The sequence below is a fragment of the Streptomyces sp. NPDC091289 genome (assembly GCF_044757365.1).
In the GTDB taxonomy this organism is placed as follows: Bacteria; Actinomycetota; Actinomycetes; order Streptomycetales; family Streptomycetaceae; genus Streptomyces.
Genome location: NZ_JBIVUT010000006.1, coordinates 128,515 through 143,868, shown reverse-complemented (window position 1 = coordinate 143,868; position 15,354 = coordinate 128,515). Strand labels below are relative to the sequence as shown.

The 15,354-nt window shown below is 72.0% G+C and carries 14 protein-coding genes; 11 read left to right on the top strand and 3 right to left on the bottom strand.

Annotation, left to right across the window (positions count from 1 at the left end; translation table 11 throughout):
* Nucleotides 1-52 precede the first annotated feature (52 nt).
* From ACIQPT_RS09680 to ACIQPT_RS09660, 5 genes are all read left to right on the top strand, one after another.
* Entirely contained in the window at nt 53-1,243 is a 1,191-nt protein-coding gene (locus tag ACIQPT_RS09680) for a sensor histidine kinase (RefSeq protein WP_401154427.1), read from the top strand.
* A 224-nt stretch (nt 1,244-1,467) separates the two neighbouring features.
* Entirely contained in the window at nt 1,468-2,838 is a 1,371-nt protein-coding gene (locus ACIQPT_RS09675) for a sensor histidine kinase (protein WP_401154425.1), read from the top strand.
* 340 nt (nt 2,839-3,178) lie between these two features.
* Nucleotides 3,179-3,838: a response regulator gene (locus ACIQPT_RS09670; protein WP_401154660.1), complete on the top strand. Its 660-nt coding sequence runs from the start codon at nt 3,179-3,181 to the stop codon at nt 3,836-3,838.
* Between the two features lie 431 nt (nt 3,839-4,269).
* Entirely contained in the window at nt 4,270-6,234 is a 1,965-nt protein-coding gene (locus ACIQPT_RS09665) for a 2-oxoacid:acceptor oxidoreductase subunit alpha (protein ID WP_401154423.1), read from the top strand.
* Nucleotides 6,227-7,300 carry a 2-oxoacid:ferredoxin oxidoreductase subunit beta gene (locus tag ACIQPT_RS09660; RefSeq protein WP_401154421.1) on the top strand — a complete coding sequence of 358 codons (1,074 nt, stop codon included), beginning with the start codon at nt 6,227-6,229 and terminating at the stop codon, nt 7,298-7,300. The genes ACIQPT_RS09665 and ACIQPT_RS09660 overlap by 8 nt, the downstream gene beginning before the upstream one ends.
* 102 nt (nt 7,301-7,402) lie before the next feature.
* Here ACIQPT_RS09660 and ACIQPT_RS09655 read toward each other — a convergent pair whose 3' ends face one another.
* Nucleotides 7,403-7,792 (bottom strand): winged helix-turn-helix transcriptional regulator, encoded by a 390-nt coding sequence (locus ACIQPT_RS09655; protein WP_401154419.1) that lies wholly within the window; start codon nt 7,790-7,792, stop codon nt 7,403-7,405.
* 132 nt (nt 7,793-7,924) lie between these two features.
* Here ACIQPT_RS09655 and ACIQPT_RS09650 point away from each other — a divergent pair, with 132 nt between their 5' ends.
* The 4 genes from ACIQPT_RS09650 (at nt 7,925) to ACIQPT_RS09635 (ending at nt 12,299) form a co-directional block, all read left to right on the top strand.
* Nucleotides 7,925-8,785: an SDR family oxidoreductase gene (locus tag ACIQPT_RS09650; protein WP_401154417.1), complete on the top strand. Its 861-nt coding sequence runs from the start codon at nt 7,925-7,927 to the stop codon at nt 8,783-8,785.
* Between the two features lie 168 nt (nt 8,786-8,953).
* On the top strand, nt 8,954-9,958 hold the full coding sequence (gene rarD / locus ACIQPT_RS09645; protein ID WP_401154658.1) for an EamA family transporter RarD: 1,005 nt from the start codon (nt 8,954-8,956) through the stop codon (nt 9,956-9,958).
* A gap of 75 nt (nt 9,959-10,033) precedes the next feature.
* Nucleotides 10,034-11,740 carry an FAD-dependent oxidoreductase gene (locus ACIQPT_RS09640; protein WP_401154416.1) on the top strand — a complete coding sequence of 569 codons (1,707 nt, stop codon included), beginning with the start codon at nt 10,034-10,036 and terminating at the stop codon, nt 11,738-11,740.
* A gap of 19 nt (nt 11,741-11,759) precedes the next feature.
* Nucleotides 11,760-12,299 (top strand): hypothetical protein, encoded by a 540-nt coding sequence (locus tag ACIQPT_RS09635; protein WP_401154414.1) that lies wholly within the window; start codon nt 11,760-11,762, stop codon nt 12,297-12,299.
* Between the two features lie 27 nt (nt 12,300-12,326).
* Here the strand turns inward: ACIQPT_RS09635 and ACIQPT_RS09630 are convergent, their stop codons facing one another.
* Complete coding sequence (locus tag ACIQPT_RS09630; protein ID WP_401154412.1) at nt 12,327-12,980, bottom strand: CGNR zinc finger domain-containing protein; 654 nt, start codon at nt 12,978-12,980, stop codon at nt 12,327-12,329.
* Between the two features lie 22 nt (nt 12,981-13,002).
* On the opposite strand from ACIQPT_RS09630, the gene ACIQPT_RS09625 reads away from it, so the two are divergent.
* Nucleotides 13,003-13,488 carry a VOC family protein gene (locus ACIQPT_RS09625; protein ID WP_401154410.1) on the top strand — a complete coding sequence of 162 codons (486 nt, stop codon included), beginning with the start codon at nt 13,003-13,005 and terminating at the stop codon, nt 13,486-13,488.
* Nucleotides 13,489-13,515: 27 nt separating this feature from the next.
* Here ACIQPT_RS09625 and ACIQPT_RS09620 read toward each other — a convergent pair whose 3' ends face one another.
* Entirely contained in the window at nt 13,516-14,103 is a 588-nt protein-coding gene (locus tag ACIQPT_RS09620; protein WP_401154408.1) for a TetR family transcriptional regulator, read from the bottom strand.
* A 104-nt stretch (nt 14,104-14,207) separates the two neighbouring features.
* Between ACIQPT_RS09620 and ACIQPT_RS09615 the strand changes: the two genes are divergently transcribed.
* Entirely contained in the window at nt 14,208-15,299 is a 1,092-nt protein-coding gene (locus ACIQPT_RS09615; protein WP_401154407.1) for an NAD(P)-dependent alcohol dehydrogenase, read from the top strand.
* Nucleotides 15,300-15,354 lie beyond the last annotated feature (55 nt).

Here is a 15,354-nt window from a genome sequence, read left to right as displayed (position 1 = left end):
CCCACCCATGAGCCCCATGGTGTGCGCGGGCGCGGCCCGGCAGGCTGGGGGTATGACCATGAGCCCTTCCGTGCCGGACCCCGACCGGCTGCCGCCGGCCCGCTTCGCCCTCGACCGGTGGACCTGGCGGGAGGTCGCGTATCTGCTCGCCAATCTGCCGTTGGCCGTCGTCGGGTTCGTCTACACGGTCCTGGTGATCGCCGTCGGCGCCGGGCTCTCCGTCACGGTGATCGGTCTGCCGCTGCTGGTCGGCGGGCTCCAGGGTTCCCGGCTGCTGGGCCGGCTGGAGCGGCGGCGGGCGCGGGGGATGCTCGGCGTACGGGTCGAGGAGCCGAGTCCGCTGGCGCGCGGCCACCGGGACCAGGGGGTCTTCGCCCGGCTGTGGGCGGGGCTGAAGGACCCGGTGGGCTGGCGGGCGTTGCTGTACGGGTTCATCCGACTGCCGTGGGGGGTGCTGACGTTCGCGGTGACGCTGGTGAGCCTGTTCGTCCTGTGGCCGGTGCTGCCGTTCATCACGCGGGGGCTGACGGCGGTGGACCGGGCGATGGCGCGCGGGCTGCTGTCGCCCTCGGACGAGCTGGAGCGGCGCATCGCCGAGCTGGAGTCGGACCGGGGCGTGGTCGTGGACACCGCCGCCGCCGACCTGCGCCGGATCGAGCGCGACCTGCACGACGGAGCTCAGGCCCGCCTGGTCGCCCTCGCCATGGGGCTCGGCCTCGCCAAGGAGAAGCTCACGGACGACCCCGAGGCCGCGGCCCGCATGGTCGACGAGGCACACGGCGAGATCAAGGTGGCCCTTCAGGAGCTGCGCGACCTGGCCCGCGGGATCCACCCGGCCGTCCTCACCGACCGGGGCCTGGACGCCGCGCTCTCCGCCATCGCCTCCCGCTGCACGGTCCCGGTCAAGGTGTCGGTGGGGCTTCGGGGGCGTCCGGCGGAGGCGATCGAGGGGATCGCGTACTTCACCGTCTCGGAGCTGCTCCAGAACATCAGCAAGCACAGCGGCGCGCGGTCGGCCTCCGTCGATGTGTGGCGTTCGGAGGACCGGCTGATGCTCCAGGTCACGGACGACGGCGGGGGCGGGGCCCGGATGGACGGCGGTGGTACGGGGCTGGCGGGGCTCGCCGAGCGGCTCGACGCGGTCGACGGGGTGTTCGTCCTGGACTCGCCGGAGGGCGGGCCGACGACCGTCACCGCCGAGCTGCCCTGGCGCGACCGGACCGCCGTCCGGCCGGCTGTCTGACCCCTGACCCCTGACCGCTGACCCCTGACCCGCTGTCCGCCCGGGGGGTGGGGAAAACCCCCGGGCGGATACGGAGAGGGACCTCATGGTGCGGAAGGCCGCCGGCCAGCACCCTTGAGGGAGAACGGTCCGTGGTGTGACGGGCCGCCTCCGCGCCATCACGGCGCACGCCCCACGCACAGCCCACTGAGAGACTGAGACAGAGACGGAACGGACGGGGACTCATGGCCACGGCATACGGACCGGACACGCGGGACCGGGAGCATCAGGGTTCCGGACCCGGCTTCGGGGCGAACACCCCGAGCACCCCGGCGAAGCACTTCCTCCCGGCGCCGCTGCGTGCGCCGCTGGAGGCCCGTGCCTGGCGCGAGCTCCTCTACGCGCTGCTGAGCTTCCCGCTCAGCACGGTGATGTTCGTCTTCGCGGTCACCATGACGTCGATGAGCGCGGGTCTGCTGGTCACCTTCATCGGGATTCCGGTCCTCGCGGCCGGTCTCGCCGTCTGCCGGGGGTTCGGTGCGCTGGAGCGGCACCGGGCGCGCGGGCTGCTGCGGGTGGAGGTGGCGGATCCGGAGCGGGTGCGGGGGAAGACCGGCGGTCCGATGTCCTGGATGGGCGCGGTTCTCAAGAGCGGGGTGTCCTGGCGGCACCTGCTGTACGCGCTGCTGCACTTCCCGTGGGCGACGTTCACGTTCGTCGTCGCGATCTCGTTCTGGACGTACGGCCTGGCGGCGCTGACGTACCCGCTGTGGTTCTGGCTCTTCCCGGTGTTCGGTGGGCAGGGCGGCCTCCAGCTGTACGGGGACAGCACCCACCAGGAGTATCTGGACTCGCCCGGCGAGCTGGCGGTGACCGGGGCGGTGGGCCTGGTGCTGGTGCTGGCGGCGCCGTGGATCGTGCGGGGTCTGCTGACGGTGGACCGGCTGATGGTCACCGGTCTGCTGGGCCCGTCGCGGCTGGCCACCCGGGTCTCCGAGCTGGAGTCGGACCGGGGCGTGGTCGTGGACACCGCCGCCGCCGACCTGCGCCGCATCGAGCGCGACCTGCACGACGGAGCGCAGGCCCGCCTGGTCGCCCTCGCGATGGATCTGGGCCTGGCGAAGGAGAAGCTGACCGACGACCCCGAGGCCGCGGCCCGCATGGTGGACGAGGCGCACGGCGAGGTGAAGGTGGCCCTTCAGGAGCTGCGTGACCTGGCCCGCGGGATCCACCCGGCCGTCCTCACCGACCGGGGCCTGGACGCCGCGCTGTCCGCCATCGCCTCCCGCTGCACCGTGCCCGTGACGGTCGAGGTGGACCTGGACGCGCGGCCCGCGCAGGCGATCGAGGGCATCGCGTACTTCACCGTCTCGGAGCTGCTCCAGAACGTCAGCAAGCACGCCCGGGCGACCCGGGCCACGGTCGACGTGTGGCGGGCGGCCGACCGGCTGATGCTCCAGGTCACGGACAACGGCCGGGGCGGGGCGTCGTCGTCGGCGGGCGGCGGACTGGCCGGGCTGACGGAGCGGCTGGACGCGGTGGACGGGGTCCTCGTGGTCGACTCCCCGGCCGGTGGCCCGACGACGGTCACGGCCGAGCTGCCCTGGCGCGGCTGACGCCCGAACCGCCTCTGCCTCACCCGTCCGCACACGCCCCGTACCCGTCGCACACGCTTCGTCGCACACGCCCCGTCGCCCGGACCCTCGGTCCGGGCGACGGGGCGTACAGCCGTGAGCGCCCGGGGCGTCACCCGGTGCGTCGCCCGGTGCGCAGGGGGCCGTACTCCCGGTCCGCGTGGGTTATCCACAGGCTCCCCATCCGTGTCCGGGTCCTGGGATGCTTGAGCGGTCGGGGCGCGGCGCGCGGTGGTCGGGCGTGGTGCGCGCGGGGTCGCGGGGAACGCGGCATATTCGGAACAGTGGGGGACTCGCAGTCGTGGAGAACGTGGAGAACAGGGTGCGCGTGGTCATCGCCGAGGATTCGGTCCTGCTCAGGGAGGGGCTCACCCGTCTGCTCACCGATCTCGGGCACGACGTGGTCGCGGGGGTCGGGGACGCGGAGGCGCTGCTCAAGACCGTGGCGGAGCTCGACGCCCAGCAGGCGCTTCCCGATGTGGTGGTCGCCGATGTGCGGATGCCGCCGACGCACACCGACGAGGGGGTGCGCGCGGCGGTGCGGTTGCGGAAGGACTACCCGGACATCGGGGTGCTGGTCCTCTCCCAGTACGTGGAGGAGCAGTACGCCACCGAGCTGCTGGCGGGCAGCAGCCGGGGGGTGGGGTATCTGCTGAAGGACCGGGTGGCCGAGGTCCGCGAGTTCGTGGACGCCGTCGTCCGGGTGGCGCAGGGCGGGACGGCGCTGGACCCGGAGGTGGTGGCGCAGTTGCTGGGCCGCAGCCGGAAGCAGGACGTGCTGGCCGGGCTGACCCCGCGTGAGCGGGAGGTCCTCGGACTGATGGCCGAGGGCCGGACGAACTCCGCCGTCGCGCGGCAGCTCGTGGTGAGCGACGGGGCGGTCGAGAAGCATGTCAGCAACATCTTCCTGAAGCTGGGGCTCTCGCCCAGCGACGGGGACCACCGGCGCGTCCTCGCCGTGCTGACCTACCTGAATTCCTAGCGATCTGACACCCTGTCAGATATGGGTGAAAGCCGGAGGTGGGGCGCGAGCTCCCGGCGGACCCCCGGGGGCCGCACGCCGGAAGCGCTCCGGGAGCGCTCCGGGAGCACGGCGCAGGTCCAGGGGTGTCCGGCGGGCGCCGGACGGGCACCTCTGACCGAGGGAGAGCGGCAGAAGGGCCGAGGGAGGGCGAGAGGGAGGGCCGCAGGGAGGGCGAGGGGGCCTAGGACCAAAGACCCAGAGCTCAGCCACGTCCATCCCATGATCGGGGGGCTACGAAAGGTGACAAACCTTACGGAAAGGGTGTCTCAAAACAGCGTCCACCATATGATCGGTCCCTGGAGGGCCACCTACGCGGACGTAGGGTGGCCTCTGGGATCGCCGGCTGGCCGGACGGTTCCGAACCGCCGCCCCAAGGGAGGTCCAGTTCAGTGACGAGCCAGGTCAGTAGCGCGGCAGAGAAGGCCGATGAGGCCAATGACGCCGTCCTCGGGGGTCAGCGAGCCCCCCTGTCAGGTACGACGGGAACCACGGGCGGCGACGGGAAGGAAATCCGTCGCCTGGACCGGGTGATCATCCGTTTCGCGGGCGACTCGGGTGACGGTATGCAGCTCACGGGTGACCGGTTCACCTCGGAGACCGCTTCCTTCGGCAACGATCTCTCCACCCTGCCGAACTTCCCGGCCGAGATCCGGGCCCCCGCCGGCACCCTGCCGGGGGTCTCTTCCTTCCAGCTCCACTTTGCCGATCACGACATTCTGACCCCGGGCGACGCCCCCAACGTCCTGGTCGCGATGAACCCCGCCGCACTGAAGGCGAACATCGACGACGTACCGCGCGGCGCGGAAATCATTGTGAACACCGACGAGTTCACCAAGCGGCCGATGGCGAAGGTGGGGTACGCGACCAGTCCGCTGGAGGACGGTTCGCTGGAGGCCTACAACGTCCATCCGGTGCCGCTGACGACGCTGACGCTGGAGGCGCTGAAGGAGTTCGGACTCCCCCGCAAGGAGGCCGAGCGGTCCAAGAACATGTTCGCGCTGGGTCTGCTGTCGTGGATGTACCACCGGCCGACCGAGGGGACGGAGACGTTCCTGCGGCAGAAGTTCGCGAAGAAGCCGCAGATCGCCGAGGCGAACGTGGCCGCCTTCCGGGCCGGGTGGAATTTCGGCGAGACGACCGAGGACTTCGCGGTCTCCTACGAGGTCGCCCCGGCGTCGCACGCCTTCCCCACCGGCACCTACCGCAACATCTCGGGGAACCTCGCCCTGTCCTACGGCCTGATCGCCGCCGGGCAGCTGGCGGACCTGCCGCTCTACCTGGGGTCGTATCCGATCACCCCGGCCTCGGACATCCTGCACGAGCTGTCCCGGCACAAGAACTTCGGTGTGCGGACCTTCCAGGCCGAGGACGAGATCGCCGGGATCGGTGCGGCGCTCGGTGCGGCGTTCGGCGGGGCGCTGGGCATCACGACGACGTCCGGCCCCGGGGTGGCGCTGAAGTCGGAGACGATCGGTCTCGCGGTCTCCCTGGAACTGCCGCTGCTGATCATCGACATCCAGCGCGGTGGACCGTCCACCGGGCTGCCGACCAAGACCGAGCAGGCCGATCTGCTCCAGGCGATGTTCGGGCGCAACGGCGAGGCCCCGGTCCCGATCGTGGCCCCGCAGACCCCGGCCGACTGCTTCGACGCCGCGATCGACGCGGCCCGGATCGCCCTGACCTACCGGACCCCGGTCTTCCTGCTCTCCGACGGCTATCTCGCCAACGGCTCCGAGCCCTGGCGCATCCCGGACACGGCGACGCTGCCCGATCTGAAGACGTCCTTCGCCACCGGCCCGAACCACACCCTGGCCGACGGCACCGAGGTCTTCTGGCCCTACAAGCGCGACCCGCAGACCCTGGCCCGCCCCTGGGCCATTCCCGGGACGGCCGGCCTCGAACACCGCATCGGCGGGATCGAGAAGCAGGACGGCACCGGCAACATCTCCTACGACCCGGCCAACCACGACTTCATGGTCCGCACCCGCCAGGCGAAGATCGACGGCATCGAGGTCCCCGACCTCCAGGTCGACGACCCGGCCGGGGCGGCCACCCTGGTGCTCGGCTGGGGGTCGACGTACGGGCCGATCACCGCCGCCGTGCGCCGGCTGCGGGCAGCGGGCGCGCCCATCGCCCAGGCCCATCTGCGCCACCTCAACCCCTTCCCGAAGAATCTCGGTGAGGTGCTGAAGCGCTACGACAAGGTCGTCGTGCCGGAGATGAATCTCGGCCAGCTCGCGATGCTGCTGAGGGCGAAGTATCTGGTGGACGCCCACAGCTACAACCAGGTCAATGGAATGCCGTTCAAGGCAGAGCAGCTCGCCACGGCTCTCAAGGAGGCCATCGATGCCTGACACCGACGAACTGCGGCACAACGAACTGCTGCAGCTGGTGCCCAAGGCCGAGGCGAAGCAGTCCATGAAGGACTTCAAGTCCGACCAGGAAGTGCGCTGGTGCCCCGGCTGCGGCGACTACGCGGTCCTCGCCGCCGTCCAGGGCTTCATGCCGGAGCTGGGGCTCGCGAAGGAGAACATCACCTTCGTCTCCGGCATCGGCTGCTCCTCCCGCTTCCCGTACTACATGAACACGTACGGGATGCACTCCATCCACGGCCGCGCCCCGTCCATCGCGACCGGGCTCGCCACCTCCCGCCGCGACCTGTCGGTGTGGGTGGTCACCGGTGACGGCGACGCGCTCTCCATCGGCGGCAACCACCTCATCCACGCCCTGCGCCGCAACGTCAACCTCAAGATCCTCCTGTTCAACAACCGGATCTACGGGCTGACGAAAGGCCAGTACAGCCCCACCTCCGAGCTGGGCAAGATCACCAAGTCGACGCCGATGGGGTCGCTCGACGCGCCCTTCAACCCGGTGTCCCTCGCCATCGGCGCGGAGGCCACGTTCGTGGCGCGGACGGTCGACTCCGACCGTAAGCACCTCACGAGCGTGCTGCGCGCGGCCGCCGAGCACTCGGGCACGGCACTGGTGGAGATCTACCAGAACTGCAACATCTTCAACGACGGCGCTTTCGAGGTCCTCAAGGACAAGGAACAGGCCGCCGAGGCCGTCATCCGCCTCGAACACGGACAGCCGATCCTCTTCGGCTCCCAGGAGCCCAAGGGCGTCGTCCGCGATCCGGCCACCGGTGATCTCAAGGTCGTGGCCGTCACGGAGGAGAACCGCTCGCAGGTCCTCGTCCACGACGCCCACGCGGAATCGCCCACGACGGCGTTCGCGCTGTCGCGGATCGCCGACGCGGACACCCTGCACCACACCCCGATCGGGGTGCTGCGCAGCGTCGAGCGGCCCGTCTACGACACGCTGATGTCGGACCAGCTGGACGCCGCCGTCGAGCGCGACGGCAAAGGTGACCTCGGCTCGCTGCTCGCGGGCAACGACACCTGGACGGTCATCGGCTGAGGCCGAGGCTGAGCGCTCCGGCCAGGACTCGGGCCGAGGCCGCTGCCGAACGAGGACCGTACGCGTACCGCCCGGCGAGGCCCGGGCCCGATCCCCACGGGATCAGGCCCGGGCCTCGTCGTATGCCTCGCGCGCCGCCTGCACCGCGTCCACCTGGCGTTCGGTCCAGCGGGCGAGCGCCCACACCCGCTCGGCGGCATCGACGCCGAGCGGGGTCAGCGCATAGTCCACCCGCGGCGGGATCACCGGCTTCGCGTCCCGGTGGACGAATCCGTCGCGCTCCAGCGTCTGAAGGGTCTGGGCCAGCATCTTCTCGCTGACCCCGCCCACCTCGCGGCGCAGTTCGCTGAAGCGGTACGAACGCTCCAGCAGTGCCGCCAGGACGAGCACACCCCAGCGGCTCGTCACATGCTCCAGGACCAGCCTGGAGGGGCACATGGGCTGCTTGACGTTCCCCGTCACGTTGACGTCCCCGGTTGCGCTCACTGTCATGCCAGTACCTTACTTCAAAGTGGGTACTTTCTCTTGGTTAGCGCTTCCCCTAGGGTTGTGACGAAAGCACGGAAGCGCGGAAGCGCGGAAGCGCAGAAGCGGACCAGATCACCGAAATCGGAGAACCCCCCCATGAGCATCGTTGTCACCGGAGCCACTGGCGCACTCGGCCGCCTCGTCGTCGACGCCCTGCTGGCCACGGTCCCGGCCGGCGAGGTCGTCGCGGTCGTGCGCGACAAGGAGAAGGCCGCCGCGCTCGCCGCCCGGGGCGTGGAGCTGCGCATCGCGGACTACAGCCGCCCCGAGACCCTCGCCGGAGCCTTCCGGTCCGGTGACCGGGTGCTGCTGATCTCCGGCAGCGAGGTGGGCAAGCGGGTGGCGCAGCACACCGTGGTCATCGACGCGGCGAAGGCGGCGGGCGTCGCCCGGCTCGCGTACACGGGCATCCTCGGCGGGCCGGACGCGGACTTCACGCTGGCCGACGAGCACCGGGCCACCGAGCAGCTGATCCTCGACTCCGGGCTGCCGTACACCTTCCTGCGCAACGGCTGGTACACGGAGAACTACACCGCCAACCTGGCCCCGGTCCTGGCGCACCGCGCGGTCGTCTCCAACGCGGGCGAGGGCCGCATCGCCTCCGCCGCCCGGGCCGACTACGCCGCCGCGGCAGCCGCCGTGCTCACCGGTGACGGCCACCTGAACACGGCCTACGAGCTGAGCGGCGACACCGCCTGGTCGCTCGCCGAGTACGCCGCGCTGCTGTCCGAGCTGACCGGCGAGGAGATCGCGTACAAGAACGTCCCGGCCGCCGCGCACCAGGAGATCCTGGTCGGCGCGGGACTGCCCGAGGGCTTCGCGGCGATCCTCGCCGACGTGGACGAGGCGATCGGGCGCGGGCGGCTCGCGGGGACGAGCGGCGACCTCGCCCGGCTCATCGGCCGCCCGACGACGCCCCTCGCCGAGACCGTGCGCGCCGCCCTGTCCGCCGCCTGAGCCTCGACGCGCCCCCTCCCCGCCCTCGCCCCACGTCCACCGCAGCCAGCACTGTCATGAGTGTTTCCGTGAGACGGCTATGACACGAAGCCCTTCCGGCGTTACCGTCGTGCCGTCGGCGGATCCGCCGGTGAGGGCGGGCCGGGAGGGCACGTGGAGGGCAAGCACGTGGAGGGCAAGAACGAACAGCGGACAGGCCTGCTGTACGGAATCGGCGCATACGGGATGTGGGGCATCGTCCCCCTCTTCTGGCCGCTGCTGAAGCCGTCCGGGGCGATCGAGATCCTCGCCCACCGGATGGTCTGGTCGCTCGGCGTCGTCGCCGTCGCGCTCCTGGTCGTACGCCGCTGGGCCTGGATCGGCGAGCTGGCCCGCGATCCCCGCAAACTGGGCCTCATAACGGTCGCGGCGGCGACCATCACCGTCAACTGGGGCCTCTACATCTGGGCCGTGAACAACGGCCAGGTCGTCGAGGCCTCGCTCGGCTACTTCATCAATCCGCTGGTCACCATCGCCATGGGCGTCCTGCTGCTGGGCGAACGGCTGCGCCCGGTGCAGTGGGCCGCGGTCGCCACGGGTCTGCTCGCCGTCCTCGTCCTGGCGATCGGTTACGGCAAGCCGCCCTGGATCTCGCTGGTGCTGGCGTTCTCCTTCGCCACGTACGGCCTGGTGAAGAAGAAGGTGAACATGGGCGGCCTGGAGTCCCTGGCCGCCGAGACCGCAGTGCTCTTCGTGCCCGCGCTCGGCTTCCTGCTCTGGCTGGCCGCCACCGGCGCGTCGACGTTCACGGCCGGGGGCGCGGGGCACGGATTCCTGCTCGCGGCGACGGGCATCGTCACGGCGGTCCCGCTGATCTGCTTCGGCGCGGCGGCGGTCCGGGTGCCGTTGTCCACGCTGGGGCTGCTCCAGTATCTGGCCCCGGTCTTCCAGTTCGGCCTCGGCGTCCTCTACTTCCACGAGTCGATGCCGCCCGAGCGATGGGCCGGGTTCGCCCTGGTCTGGCTGGCGCTGTCACTGCTGACCTGGGACGCACTGCGGACCGCTCGGCGCAACCGGGCGCTGGCGCTGAAGCTGCTGGCGACGGCCGCCGCCGCACCGGTGGCCGCCGCACCCGAGCCCACACCCGACCCCACGCCCACAGCCCCGGACCCCGCACAACAAAAGATTACCTAGTTGCTTTTCTTACTCGGTTACGTTTCTCTGGTCCTGGATGGACGGACGGCCGGAGAGCGTGACCGAAGGAGAGGCATGGGCATGACCGACGTACTCATCGTGGGAGCAGGACCCACCGGACTGGTGCTGGCCTGCGATCTGGCCCGGCGCGGTGCCGACGTACGGATCGTGGACCGGTCCCCCGCGCCGCCGCGCACCTCGCGCGCCAAGGGCCCCAACCCCCGGTCGCTGGAGATCCTGGACGATCTCGGGGTGGTCGAGGAGGTGCTCGCCGCCGGTTCGGCCCCGCTGCCGATGCTCAAGTACCGCGACCGCCTCCCGGTCGCGGAGTCCGATCCGTGGGCCGACTCCGCGCCACCCCCGGACGCCCCCTACGACCGGGGGTGGCTGATCGCCCAGTGGCGGCTGGAGGGGATCCTCCGCGACCGGCTGGCCGGGTACGGGGTCCACGTCGAGCTGGGCCGCGAGGTCGTGGGGCTGGCGGAGGAGGCCCACGGGCGGCGGGTGGACGTGACGTTCGCGGAGGGCCGGACGGAACGGGCACGGTACGTCGTCGGCTGCGACGGCGCCCACAGCTCTGTACGGAAACTGCTCGGGATCGGGTTCGCGGGGACCACCGACGAGGACCAGGTGATGGTCTGCGGCGATGTCGACCTGGCCGAGGGCGCCCTGGACCGTACCCGCTGGCACCAGTGGTTCGACGAGGACGGCGCGGTGATGCTCTGCCCGATCCCCGGTACGCGGACGGGCTGGTGGTTCCAGGCCGGGCCGGAGCGGGACGGGCGGGGGCAACCGCTCGCGCCCACCGCCGACGGGTTCCGGCGGCTGCTCGCTCACCACACCGCTCTGCCCGGCGAGGCCCTGACGCGGGCCGAGCTGCTGTCGACGTACCGGGTCAATGTGCGGATGGCGGACCGGTTCCGCGCGGGGCGGGTCTTCCTCGCGGGCGACGCGGCGCATGTGCACGCCATCGCGGGCGGCCTCGGGATGAACACCGGCATCCAGGACGCGTTCAACCTGGGCTGGAAGCTGGGCCTGGTGCTCGCCGGTCACGCGGACGCGACGCTGCTGGACACGTACGAGGAGGAGCGGCTTCCGGTGGCCGCGCAGACCCTGGACCTCACATCGGAGCGGCTGCGGGCCGCGCTGGAGGCGATCCGCCGGCCCGGCGGCGGCCTGGACGCGGCGATCACCCCGGACACCACCGGCCTGGGCGTCGGCTACCGCTGGAGCTCCCTGGCCGCCTCCCGCGCCGACGCGCCGCAGGCCGGCGACGGCTCGTCCGCCGCCCCGCACGCCGGGGACCGGACACCCGACGCACCCGACACGCCCGTCGCCGGGGACCGCGCCCCGGACGCCCCCTGCACCGACGCCGCGACCGGAGCCCGTACCCGGCTGCACCGGATCTTCGCCGGCCCCCGCACCACGGTCCTCGGCTTCGGCCCCGGGAGCGCGGCGGTCCTGCGCGAGGCGGCGGCCGCGTACGGTGACGCCGGGGTGCGGACCTGCCGGGTGTACGGGGCGGACGAGGACCGGGCCGGGGCGGAGCCGGGAGCGGTGGTCGACGACGCGGGCCACGCGGCCGCCGCGTACGGAACGGGAGCCTCCGGCGGTACGGGCGCGGGCACCGTCGTGGTCGTCCGCCCCGATCACCACGTGGGCGTGGCCGTTCACCACGTGGGCGTGGCCGCCCTGGCGGACGACGCCCGCGCCGTACGGGAGTATCTGCGCCGGCTCCACGGAGCGGACCGGTCCCCCGGCATGGTGGACGCCGTGCGGTAAAGGCTGATTGAGTGCCCGGATGGGGACTGTGCTGGGGGCCATGAGGAACGTGCGGTGGCACGAGCTGCAGCACGCGTACGGCTCCGCGTCCCAGGTTCCGGGCGTGCTGTCGCGGATCGCCTGGGGCGACGCGCCGACGTCGGACGAGGCCCTGGGCGATCTGGAGCGGTGGATCGGCACGCCTCCCGTCTTCGACTCGACGGCGGCGACGGTGCCGTTCCTCTGGGAACTGGCGGCGACGGACACGGTCCGGGACCGGGCGGGCGTCCTGGATCTGCTCGCCACGATCCTGGCCGCCGGGAACGCCGAGCACCCGGCGTGGACCAGGGCCGCGCACGACGAGGTGGCTGCGGGGCGCGCCACGGCCGCCCGCCTGGCCGCCACGCCTGCTGCCCCCGCCACGCCCGCTGCACCCGCTGACCCCGCCGCACCGGACACGCCCGAGGCCGGGGGCACGGCCCCCGCGCAGGCCGTACGCACGGCCGCCGCGCGCCTGCTGGCCGCGATCGACCGGCACGACTGCCCCGCCTGCGCCGCCCGCTCTCCGCGCGAGGCGTGAGGCGTGAGGCGTGAGGCGTGAGGCGCCTCACTCGTCGGTGACGGTGAGCCGGGCACGGTGGGCCCGGACCTTGTGACGGTTGCCGCAGCGCTCCATCGAGCACCAGCGGCGCTTGCCGGGGCGCGAGGTGTCGACGAACAGCAGACGGCAGTCGTGCGCGCCGCAGGTGCGGATCCGGTGGGCGTACACCCCGGTGAACAGGTCGACCGCATCGCGGGCGACGGTGGACAGCAGCCCGGCCCCGGTGCCTCCCGGGGCCCACTCCCGGCCGCCGCCCGCGGTCAGCCGGGCCGTCAGGGGCGGGTGCGCCGCCGCGCCGTTGAGGGTGGCGAGGTCGTCCGGGCCGGGCGGCGCCCCGTGCACATGCCCCTCGGCCAGCCGCCAGAGCGCATCGCGCAGGGCACGCGCGTCCACCACCTCGTCCCTGCTCACCGCGAGCCCTCCACGGGATCCGGTACGGGTTCCCGTACGGGATCCGGCGCCGAGCCCCCCGGGCAGTCGGCTCTCCTCCGCCCAGCGCACCAGGTCGGCCGGCTCGTGCAGCACCTCGACGTACGACAGCGGGCCGGGCCCCCCGGTCGTCAGCAGCTCCAGGCACAAAGCGCCCGGATCGAACCGGAACGAACTGCCGTCCGGATGCCGCAGCAACAGCCCCGGCGTGTCCATTGCCTTCCCGCTCATGTAACCACTATAAACGGTTTCCATGACGCAGCCTCAGCCCCAGCCCCGGACTCAGACGCAGCCACTGTCCTGGAAGCTCGTGATCGACAGCGCCGACCCGCACGCGCAGGCCGGGTTCTGGGCGGCGGCCCTGGGTTATCTCGTCGAGGACAACAGCCCGCTGGTCGAGCAGCTGCTCGCGGCCCGCGCCGTGCCCGAGGCCATCACGACCCACGCCCACGGCCGCCGCGCCTGGCTCGACCTCGCGGCGGCCCGGCATCCGGACGACCCGTACGACGAGATCAGCGGTACGGGGCAGGGGCGGCGGCTGCTGTTCCAGCGGGTGCCGGAGCCGAAGACGGTGAAGAACCGCCTCCACATCGATGTGCACTCGGCCCCGGGTCAGCGTGACGCGGAGCAGGAGCGACTGGTGGGGCTGGGCGCACGCGTGCTGCGTACGGTCGACGAGCAGGGTGGGAGCTGGATCGTCATGGCGGATCCGGAGGACAACGAGTTCTGCCTGAACTGAGCGCTGCCCGAACCCGGTCCGGGCCGGTCACTCGGGAGTGACGGCCCGCCGTACGCAGGCGCGCAGCATCGTGCGGCGCTGTTCGTGCACGTCGGCGGGCTCGTCGTCCGTCGCCGCGTACACATTGCTCACCGGCGACCAGGCCATCGACATCGCGATGACCATGGCCAGCACGTCGAACGGATCGCCCGGCCGCACCCGCCCGGCCTCCTGCGCCTCGGCGATGAGCCGCAGCTTCCGGTCGTCGCGGCGGCGGCCCTCCTCCACGAGGTGCCCGGCGGGCCGGCGCTCCAGGCGCGCCCAGGTGGCCAGCCGGATGAGGTCGGGGCGGCGGAGGTACTCGTCGTAGAGGCGGACGGCCCAGTCCGCGAGGTCGTCCGCGTCGATCGGGACGACGTTCATGATGCGCTCCAGCGAGGCGTAGAAGATCGCGTCGAAGAGCTTTTCCTTGTTGCCGAAGTACGCGTACAACTGCGCCTTGTTGGTGTGCGCGGCGGACACGATCCGCTCGATCCGCGCGCCCGCGATCCCGTACTCGGCGAATTCCTGGGTCGCCACATCGAGGATCCGCTGGTACGTCGCGGCTCCGCGAGTGGTCATGGGCTGGTCCGCCATGCCCCGAGGCTATCAAACAGAACAGTTGGTTTGCCGATGCGGCCGACTGCGCTTACGCTCGAAGAAGCCCGATAGACCGAACAGTCTGTTTAAGGAGATGGCCCATGCGTACGACGACCGGCTGGCTGGCGACCGACGACCCCGGCGGCTCGACGGAGACGCTGCGGCGCTCCGTACTGGAACGCCGCGACCTGCGCCCCGACGACCTCGCGGTCCGGGTCGACTTCTGCGGCGTCTGCCACTCCGACCTGCACGCCCTGCACACCCGGCACGACGGGGGCCCCGCTCTCGTACCGGGCCACGAGTTCACCGGCGTGGTGACCGCCACCGGCTCCGCCGTCACCCGCTTCGCGGCCGGCGACCCGGTGGCCGTCGGCAACATCGTCGACTCGTGCGGCACGTGCGCCATGTGCCTCGCGGGCCAGGAGAACTTCTGCCACACCGGCCCGACGCTCACCTACAGCGGGTCCGACCGGCAGGACGGCTCGACCACGCTCGGCGGCTACTCCCGCGAGTACGTCGTCCGCGACGCGTTCGCGTACGCACTGCCGCCCGGCCTGGACCCGGCGGGCGTCGCTCCCCTGCTCTGCGCGGGCATCACCGTCTGGGAGCCCCTGCGCGCGCTGGGCGTGGGGCCCGGCAGCCGGGTGGCGGTGGCGGGCCTCGGCGGCCTCGGACACCTCGCGGTCAAGCTGGCGGTCGCCCTGGGCGCGACCACCTCGGTGATCAGCCGCTCGCCCGACAAGGCCGACGACGCCCGCCGCCTCGGCGCCCACGGACTCCTGGTCTCCACGGACGAGGACCAGATGGCAGCGGCCCGGGACAGCTTCGACGTCGTCATCGACACCATCTCCGCGCCGCACGACCTCGGCCCGTACCTGCGGCTGGTCGCGCTGGACGGCACGCTCAGCCACCTCGGACACCTCGGCCCGGTCGAAGTGAACACCTTGGATCTGCTGGTGGGCCGCAAGAAGCTCAGCTCGGCGGGGAGCGGCGGACGCCCCGCCACCGCCGCCATGCTGGAATTCTGCGCCGAGAAGGGCATCACCGCGGACGTCGAGGTGCTCCCCTCGGCCCGGGTGAACGAGGCGCTGGACCGCCTGAGCCGCAACGATGTCCGCTACCGGTTCGTCCTGGACCTCTCGGACCTCGACGCACCCGCCCCCGACACGTCCGGACGGGTCGCGTCGGAGTAGGCCGGAGTGGGCCGAAGTAGGCCGGAGCAGGACGGCGTAGGTCGGAGCAGGGCTG